This is a genomic window from Alteribacter keqinensis (genome assembly GCF_003710255.1).
In the GTDB taxonomy this organism is placed as follows: domain Bacteria; phylum Bacillota; class Bacilli; order Bacillales; family Salisediminibacteriaceae; genus Alteribacter; species Alteribacter keqinensis.
The window spans coordinates 2,386,811-2,394,112 of sequence record NZ_RHIB01000001.1 but is presented as its reverse complement, the minus strand read 5'-3'; the positions used below and the strand labels follow the sequence as shown (position 1 = coordinate 2,394,112).

Sequence of the window (7,302 nt, the reverse complement as noted above, 5' to 3'; positions counted from 1 at the left end):
GGGATAAGTGCTGAAAGCATCTAAGCATGAAGCCCCCCTCAAGATGAGATTTCCCATTACGTTAAGTAAGTAAGATCCCTCAGAGACGATGAGGTTGATAGGTCTCATGTGGAAGCATGGCAACATGCGGAGCTGAGAGATACTAATCGATCGAGGGCTTATCCAGAAAACGATGTTGTTTCAGTCTTCTAATGAAACTCATAAAGAAGTCGAAGCTGTTATCCAGTTTTGAGAGAGCATGCCTTTCTCAATTTCATGATTTGTCCAGTGACGATAGCGAAGAGGTCACACCCGTTCCCATGCCGAACACGGAAGTTAAGCTCTTCAGCGCCGATGGTAGTTGGGGGCTCTCCCCCTGTGAGAGTAGGACGTCGCTGGGCAAGTACTAATAAAGGGGCCTTAGCTCAGCTGGGAGAGCGCCTGCTTTGCACGCAGGAGGTCAGCGGTTCGATCCCGCTAGGCTCCACCATTAACTTTATATGCTTTAATTATTTGGCGGTGTAGCTCAGCTGGCTAGAGCGTACGGTTCATACCCGTGAGGTCGGGGGTTCGATCCCCTCCGCCGCTACCAAATAATCTTTTGCGGAGGAATACCCAAGTCCGGCTGAAGGGATCGGTCTTGAAAACCGACAGGGGCTTCACGGCCCGCGGGGGTTCGAATCCCTCTTCCTCCGCCATAATCTGGTCCCGTGGTGTAGCGGTTAACATGCCTGCCTGTCACGCAGGAGATCGCCGGTTCGATCCCGGTCGGGACCGCCATTTTATTTACGTTGACGAAGAGATTCGCAGCTTATCGGCAAGTAAACATGGAGGGGTAGCGAAGTGGCTAAACGCGGCGGACTGTAAATCCGCTCCCTCAGGGTTCGGCGGTTCGAATCCGTCCCCCTCCACCATGTTTAGGGGTATAGTTTAACGGTAAAACGAAGGTCTCCAAAACCTTTGATGTGGGTTCGATTCCTGCTACCCCTGCCAATTTTATTTACTGTGGCGGTCATGGCGAAGCTGGTTAACGCACCGGATTGTGGTTCCGGCATGCATGGGTTCGAATCCCATTGATCGCCCCATTATTTTAATTACAACTTAGGGCTATAGCCAAGCGGTAAGGCAACGGATTTTGATTCCGTCATGCGCAGGTTCGAATCCTGCTAGCCCTGCCATTTTTTATTTGCGGGAGTAGTTCAGTGGTAGAACACCACCTTGCCAAGGTGGGGGTCGCGAGTTCGAATCTCGTCTTCCGCTCCACGCGCCCGTAGCTCAATTGGATAGAGCGTCTGACTACGGATCAGAAGGTTAGGGGTTCGACTCCTCTCGGGCGCGCCATTTTAATTTAATATTGAAGAATAACACACGCGGGTGTAGTTTAGTGGTAAAACCTCAGCCTTCCAAGCTGATGATGTGAGTTCGATTCTCATCACCCGCTCCATTGCTATGCTTAAAACGACATACCTTCAATAACTTGGGCCTGTAGCTCAGCTGGTTAGAGCGCACGCCTGATAAGCGTGAGGTCGGTGGTTCGAGTCCACTCAGGCCCACCATTCTGCTTTAGTTCCACAGTAGTTTGCCTATTCTGCTTGTAGAACCATTGGAGGAGTACCCAAGTGACTGAAGGTGCTGCCCTGCTAAGGGTTTAGGTCTTGTAAGCTGCGAGAGGGTCCAAATCTTCCCTTCTCCGCCATAAATTTTTTATGGCCCGTTGGTCAAGTGGTTAAGACACCGCCCTTTCACGGCGGTAACACGGGTTCGAATCCCGTACGGGTCACCATCTTAATTAACCAGAATATCGCAGCTTAGGGATATTAAAATAGGAGCCATTAGCTCAGTTGGTAGAGCATCTGACTTTTAATCAGAGGGTCGAAGGTTCGAGTCCTTCATGGCTCACCATTTATACATAGTTTAACAAGGTGCTTACAGGCAGCCTTGTTTTTTTATGTCCTTTTTTATCCGAAAACAGAAATATGATCCGAGGACCTTACAGTTATAAGCCCTCGCTGTAGTAGATTCTTCCTTTTCCAACTGCGACTGCTTCGACATGCAGATTCGAAGCTTTGCTGGCAAAGAAAGAAGCACAAGCGCAGGATTGCCGGCACCGTGGTGGAAAGCTGAAGGTACGCAGGCTTCATTTATAATTACCAAGTCTTAAAGATAATTCAAATAGCAGCAATATAGACGAACGAGCTTATAACTCCTAAACAGAAATCTTCACCCCCCAATTATTTCATACAACAGGAATTTAAGTAAGAAACTGGAGCATGCTTTAGCAGCCACTTAATATAAATTTAAAAAAATTTCACGAATTTATGAAAGCGCTGTGATCCGGTCAAGCTAAAGGAATAGAGCAGATTTTTCACTGTTATTATAGGAAAAAAGATTTATTAATCTGAGCAAATGCCTTGTACGAAAGGGTTTTCACATGTTTTAATGAGAAACATTGATGAATGAGACTCGCCTGTATATACAGAAATTTAAATCTTAGAACCTATTGGAGTGATTTAATCATGGCAATTCAACAAGATAATAAAACTTATTCATTTTTACTAAATAACGAGTGGAGAGAAAGTGAATCAGGCAAAACAATTGAGATTCAATCTCCAGATGATAAAAGTGTGGTAGGGCATGTTCCTTCCATGACTCAGGCAGAAACAGATGAAGCCGCAAGAGCAAGTAAAGCGGCTCAGGCTGAGTGGGCTGACACTCCTCTTGACGAGCGTGTTGCTCTGCTTCATCGCTGGGCTGATGAACTTGAGAAAATGGAAGATGAAATTGGTGACATCATTCAGCGTGAAGTTGGAAAAGGCTTATCTTCAGCTAAAGCTGAAGTAACAAGAACAGCTGAATTAATCCGCTACACAGCTGAACAGGGCCTTCGTGTAAAAGGCGAATATATGACAGGGGACGGATTCCCCGGAGGCGGTAAGAACAAAAAAGCAATGGTCCAAAAAGTCCCGCATGGTGTCGTACTCGCTATTTCTCCTTTTAACTATCCGGTAAACCTGGCTGCGGCAAAAATTGCACCGGCTCTGGTAACAGGAAACGCCGTTCTCTTTAAACCGGCTACCCAGGGAGCAATCAGTGGTATTAAAATGATTGAAGCTCTTGTAAAAGCAGGTCTTCCAAAAGGCGTATTAAACGTTGTTACAGGACGTGGTTCTGTTATCGGTGATTTCATCGTGACGCACCCTGATGTGGATATGATCAGCTTCACAGGGGGTACAAAGACAGGTAAACACATTGCAAAAGAAGCTTCCATGATTCCTGTGGTTCTGGAGCTTGGCGGCAAGGACCCTGCGATTGTACTTGAGGATGCAGACCTTGATAAAGCAGCCGGTGAAATCGTTGGCGGAGCATTCAGCTACTCCGGCCAGCGTTGTACAGCGATCAAGCGTGTTCTTGTGATGGACAGTGTCGCTGATGATCTTATTGGGAAGCTGAAAGAAAAGATTGAAGGACTGAAGGTAGGAAAAGCATCTGAAGGTGCAGGTGTTGTACCAATGATCAACGATAAGTCAGCAGACTATGTAGAAGCCCTGATCGAAGATGCGAAGGAAAAAGGTGCCAAGGTGGTTACAACTGGTGAGCGTCAGGATAACCTCCTGCACCCTACACTTCTTGATAACGTTACTGAGAACATGCGTGTAGCATGGGAAGAGCAATTCGGACCTGTCCTTCCTGTCATTCGCATCGACAGCACATATCAAGCGATTGACCTGGAACGACGTAACGACTATGGTCTTCAGGCAAGTATCTTTACAAAGAACATGGACGATGCATTTAAGATTGCGGACAAACTGGAAGTAGGTACTGTTCAGTTGAATGGCAAAACATCCCGTGGTCCCGACCACTTCCCATTCCTGGGGGTAAAAAACTCCGGACAAGGTGTACAGGGAATTGGCCGCAGCATTGATTCTATGCTCCGTGACAAAGTTACAGTCATTAACCTCTAATTATGTAAATGGGTATATGAAATCCCCTGCCTGACCGGCGGGGGATTATTTTGTACTTAGTAAGTAGTCACATAAAACCATTGCTGCAGCCGGAATACAAGAGGTTTCCAAAAAGAAAGGTCATCTTCATATTCATCGAGAAGGTGTGTATACATACCGTCTTCGTTGTTCCAAATTTTTTCGAAATACAGGTTTACATCCTCTGCAATAGCTGTCTGATTGGACGCTGTAATTTTTATACTGGCATCAAGGTTAAAGTCATCGAGGTTTCTCCGGGTAAAGTTAGAAGAGCCTCCAATTATAACTGATTCATTTTCCTTTTGGAGCAGCACCATTTTTGTATGGTACTGTTCTTTATCAATATTAAACCAGCGAATATCAATAGTGCGTTTTCAAGTTGCTCAAGATGAATCGAGTCGTGAGAGCCGTAGCCTGTATTAAACTCGTCAGTAATGAAAATGACTTCAATGGAAGGATCGGCTTCTTTTTTTGCCACCAGGGCTTCTGTAATACGCCCGCTTACCCGGGGCATATCGTGGTCTCTGTCATGGTAGGCGTTAAACAGGAACATATCCAGAAGCAAATGGCTTTCTGCTCTGTCGATGACTTCAATAATCTCATCGTAAATAGATTGATCGTAAACCCATTCACCGTCTTCATTCTGGTAGGTGAGGTCATAGTAAACTGTGCATCAGCAATCGTATGCTCTTCACCTTCAAAACTCACACCTTCAGGGAGCGGTTTAAATAAACCGTAAAAAGCAACGGTTGTAAGGATGATGATAAGAAAGAGCAGAAGGAAATAAAACAGGTTTCGTTTATCTTTCAGTATTGAGTTCATACAACGATTCTCCTTTGGTGCAACTACTCTAAAGGTACCCTTTCTCTGTATGAAAAAACGACTCTCATTAAGAGAGCCGTTTCACGTTTGTCACTTTAGAATCCGCCGAACAAATCTTCTTCGGAGACTTCCTCTGCATTTTCAATAACCTCTCCAGGTACTTCCAGATCATCAATTCCGTTAAAGTTAGTAAACAGGATGTGAATGTTCTGCTTCAAATCAAGCTCAAACATTCCGTCATCAACAGTAGTGTCCATATAAATATTCGCTTCTGTGTTGTAGAACGTTTCACGGTCAATAAACAATTCATACTCAAGTTCGTGAACGTCCATGCTGTCCAGAGCATCACCATACATTTCACTCATACCGTCGCCTGTAATGGATGAAATCTGTTCTTTCAGGGCGTCCGTATCAAGGCCGTCCCCTTTCAATGTCACGATATAGTGATCTTCCTCTGTTTCCACAGTCAGTTCTTCGATGTTGTCTTTAAATGGCTGCAGCTGTTCTTCAGGACTCATCTGAACATCTGATAGTGCCATCATTTCCTCCATAAAAGAGTCGGGAAGTTTAAACCAGCCTCCTGCATTTGGGTCTTCCATGAAAAAGCCGTGTTCTTCCGAGAAGTACGTATCATAGTTCATGGAAATGCCCATCATATCCATTGTCGTTGTCTGGAACATTGTTAATGGTTCCATAAGAACATCAATCTCTGATTCCATATCCATTTCCTGAGTATCTCCGTCCGCACTCATTTCCTGAGTACTTTTCATACTCATAGAGTAGCTGGTGAGCTCTTCCATGGCTTCTTCTGACTTGAGAAGGATTTCTTCGGCTGTTAATCCGTCATCACTCTCAGCTGAACAAGCTGCGGTGAGGATGATTACACCGGATAGGCAGCTTGCCAATAATACTTTCTTCATATCGCGTTACCCCCAAAAAAGTTGTATTGTATCTGGACTATTATTCCATACGTTCCGGGGGGAGGAAAGTTTCGGAAGAAGTGTTTTTTCTTACATTAAATCATGGAATCGGGACTAAAGTTGCGTATTGCATCTTTATTCCTCTTCTAATTCGTAACGTTTGATACCCATCAGCCTTTCTTTGGTCCAATAGTGGCTGAACCGTGGATCGACAATGGAAACCCCGTCATCTTCTCTTACAACAATCAGCTGCGTATTGCCGATGTAGATGGCAGGAAGGGGATTGTTATTATCTGAGCGGAAAAAGAATACATCACCTGGTTGTTCATCACCGTGTTTCACAGTTTCTCCATACTGCCACTGCTTTTTCAGGGAACGGGGAAAATTTCGATCATACCTGTAATAAAGGTAATGAAGAAACCCGCTCCGGTTAAATCCTTTCTCAGGGGAACTGCCCTTTCGATGATAAGGGACGTTAAGGAGCCCGTATGCCTTATCGACAATCGGATGATTGCGGTTAACCTGAAGCGTGTCAAACCTCTTTACACCTGTAAAGTGGCGCATCCAGGAATCACCCAGATATGAGATCGTTGTTTCTCCTTCTTCACCACTGGCATGAATAAAAAAACGTTCGCCTAAATAGATTCCCGTATGAGAAATTCCTTTCTGCCAGGTTCCGGAAAAATAGATGACATCACCCGGTTTTGCCTTTTCCAAAGGAATGGTTTCTCCAACTTCAAACTGGTGATAGGTGATGCGTGGCAGGTGAATATTCATCACTTCAAAAGCGTGCTGAACAAGAAATGAGCAGTCAAAGGCAGCGAGAGTATCCCCGGTAAGTCTGTAGGGTCGATGTAAAAGAGAGATAGCTTCTGTTATGGCAGGGTGACTGTGTTTTAAATGGGTTGCAGGTGTAAGCATCTTTTTTTCTTTATCTGTCAGACGCCTGCCTTCAATAAAGCGTTTTTTCCAGTAAGCATCCTGTGAAAGGTTACGAATGGCAACGCCGTCTTTTGTAGCTGTAACAAAGTCATGATTAGAAAGGTAAATACCTGTGAGTGTGCTTTTGTTCCCTTTAAAGAACAAGAGATCTCCTTCCTTAAGTACGGATCTCTTCACCTTTTTTCCGAGTTCCTGCTGAAGCCGGGCATGGCGGGACAGGAGTACTCCCTCAATCTGTTCGTACATGTACTGGGTCAGTGTGGCTGTGGAAAATCCCTGTTCAGGCGACTTTCCCCTCCCGTTATAAGGTGTACCGCCGAGGTCTTTCCCTAACTGGTCAAAGGAAACCGTGGTCTCTTCCAGGCCAGAAAGTTCAGGCAGTGAAACACTGACAGACTGAGTAGCATTGTCGAAGGAATCTGTTGTTCTAACCAAGGAGAACTCTGAAAAAAAGTGCATCAGAAAACCTGTTGTCAGGATAATTAAAAATATGATTACGTTTTTGCTCATTGTCGTTCCAACTCACTTTTTCTCCGGCTTTATTGTCAGTGTATCAATGTGCAGGGAAATCCATACACATTTACTGTGAGGTATTTGAAACTTTCATGGATTATGTTTCGTAAACAAGTAGAGTAGACAAAATGGAACGAAGGGGGCAA

Annotated in this window: 6 protein-coding genes, 14 tRNA genes and 2 rRNA genes; 17 read left to right on the top strand and 5 right to left on the bottom strand. The window is 44.8% G+C overall.

What is annotated here, in order from left to right; genetic code table 11:
• From EBO34_RS11620 to EBO34_RS11540, 17 genes are all read left to right on the top strand, one after another.
• A 23S ribosomal RNA gene (locus EBO34_RS11620) occupies nucleotides 1–166 on the top strand; the annotation flags it as partial.
• Between the two features lie 97 nt (nucleotides 167–263).
• Nucleotides 264–380 (top strand): 5S ribosomal RNA (rrf, locus tag EBO34_RS11615).
• Between the two features lie 13 nt (nucleotides 381–393).
• Nucleotides 394–469 (top strand) — tRNA-Ala (locus tag EBO34_RS11610).
• Nucleotides 470–494: 25 nt separating this feature from the next.
• Nucleotides 495–571 (top strand) — tRNA-Met (locus tag EBO34_RS11605).
• A gap of 13 nt (nucleotides 572–584) precedes the next feature.
• A tRNA-Ser gene (locus EBO34_RS11600) sits at nucleotides 585–677 on the top strand.
• Nucleotides 678–683: 6 nt separating this feature from the next.
• Nucleotides 684–759, top strand: a tRNA-Asp gene (locus EBO34_RS11595).
• Between the two features lie 49 nt (nucleotides 760–808).
• Nucleotides 809–893 (top strand) — tRNA-Tyr (locus EBO34_RS11590).
• A 5-nt stretch (nucleotides 894–898) separates the two neighbouring features.
• Nucleotides 899–972: transfer RNA gene (locus tag EBO34_RS11585), tRNA-Trp, on the top strand.
• Between the two features lie 15 nt (nucleotides 973–987).
• Nucleotides 988–1,064 (top strand) — tRNA-His (locus EBO34_RS11580).
• Between the two features lie 18 nt (nucleotides 1,065–1,082).
• Nucleotides 1,083–1,157 (top strand) — tRNA-Gln (locus EBO34_RS11575).
• A gap of 10 nt (nucleotides 1,158–1,167) precedes the next feature.
• A tRNA-Gly gene (locus EBO34_RS11570) sits at nucleotides 1,168–1,242 on the top strand.
• 1 nt (nucleotide 1,243) lies between these two features.
• Nucleotides 1,244–1,320: transfer RNA gene (locus EBO34_RS11565), tRNA-Arg, on the top strand.
• Nucleotides 1,321–1,349: 29 nt separating this feature from the next.
• Nucleotides 1,350–1,423, top strand: a tRNA-Gly gene (locus EBO34_RS11560).
• A gap of 35 nt (nucleotides 1,424–1,458) precedes the next feature.
• Nucleotides 1,459–1,535: transfer RNA gene (locus tag EBO34_RS11555), tRNA-Ile, on the top strand.
• A gap of 152 nt (nucleotides 1,536–1,687) precedes the next feature.
• Nucleotides 1,688–1,762 (top strand) — tRNA-Glu (locus EBO34_RS11550).
• A 43-nt stretch (nucleotides 1,763–1,805) separates the two neighbouring features.
• Nucleotides 1,806–1,881, top strand: a tRNA-Lys gene (locus EBO34_RS11545).
• Nucleotides 1,882–2,495: 614 nt separating this feature from the next.
• On the top strand, nucleotides 2,496–3,941 hold the full coding sequence (locus tag EBO34_RS11540; RefSeq protein ID WP_122898394.1) for an NADP-dependent glyceraldehyde-3-phosphate dehydrogenase: 1,446 nt from the start codon (nucleotides 2,496–2,498) through the stop codon (nucleotides 3,939–3,941).
• Nucleotides 3,942–3,997: 56 nt separating this feature from the next.
• Here EBO34_RS11540 and EBO34_RS11535 read toward each other — a convergent pair whose 3' ends face one another.
• The 5 genes from EBO34_RS11535 to EBO34_RS11520 all read right to left on the bottom strand — a co-directional run bounded on the left by EBO34_RS11535 (nucleotide 3,998) and on the right by EBO34_RS11520 (nucleotide 7,153).
• Nucleotides 3,998–4,276 (bottom strand): phospholipase D-like domain-containing protein, encoded by a 279-nt coding sequence (locus tag EBO34_RS11535; protein ID WP_249414044.1) that lies wholly within the window; start codon nucleotides 4,274–4,276, stop codon nucleotides 3,998–4,000.
• Entirely contained in the window at nucleotides 4,240–4,473 is a 234-nt protein-coding gene (locus tag EBO34_RS20475) for a phospholipase D-like domain-containing protein (protein ID WP_142996787.1), read from the bottom strand. The genes EBO34_RS11535 and EBO34_RS20475 overlap by 37 nt, the downstream gene beginning before the upstream one ends.
• Nucleotides 4,461–4,781, bottom strand: a complete 321-nt coding sequence (locus tag EBO34_RS11530; protein WP_122898390.1) for a hypothetical protein — start codon at nucleotides 4,779–4,781, stop codon at nucleotides 4,461–4,463. The genes EBO34_RS20475 and EBO34_RS11530 overlap by 13 nt, the downstream gene beginning before the upstream one ends.
• Nucleotides 4,782–4,876: 95 nt before the next feature.
• Complete coding sequence (locus EBO34_RS11525; RefSeq protein ID WP_122898388.1) at nucleotides 4,877–5,701, bottom strand: DUF6612 family protein; 825 nt, start codon at nucleotides 5,699–5,701, stop codon at nucleotides 4,877–4,879.
• A 135-nt stretch (nucleotides 5,702–5,836) separates the two neighbouring features.
• The gene (locus tag EBO34_RS11520) at nucleotides 5,837–7,153 is read right to left on the bottom strand and encodes a C40 family peptidase (protein ID WP_122898386.1); all 1,317 of its coding nucleotides are present in this window, start codon (nucleotides 7,151–7,153) and stop codon (nucleotides 5,837–5,839) included.
• Nucleotides 7,154–7,302 lie beyond the last annotated feature (149 nt).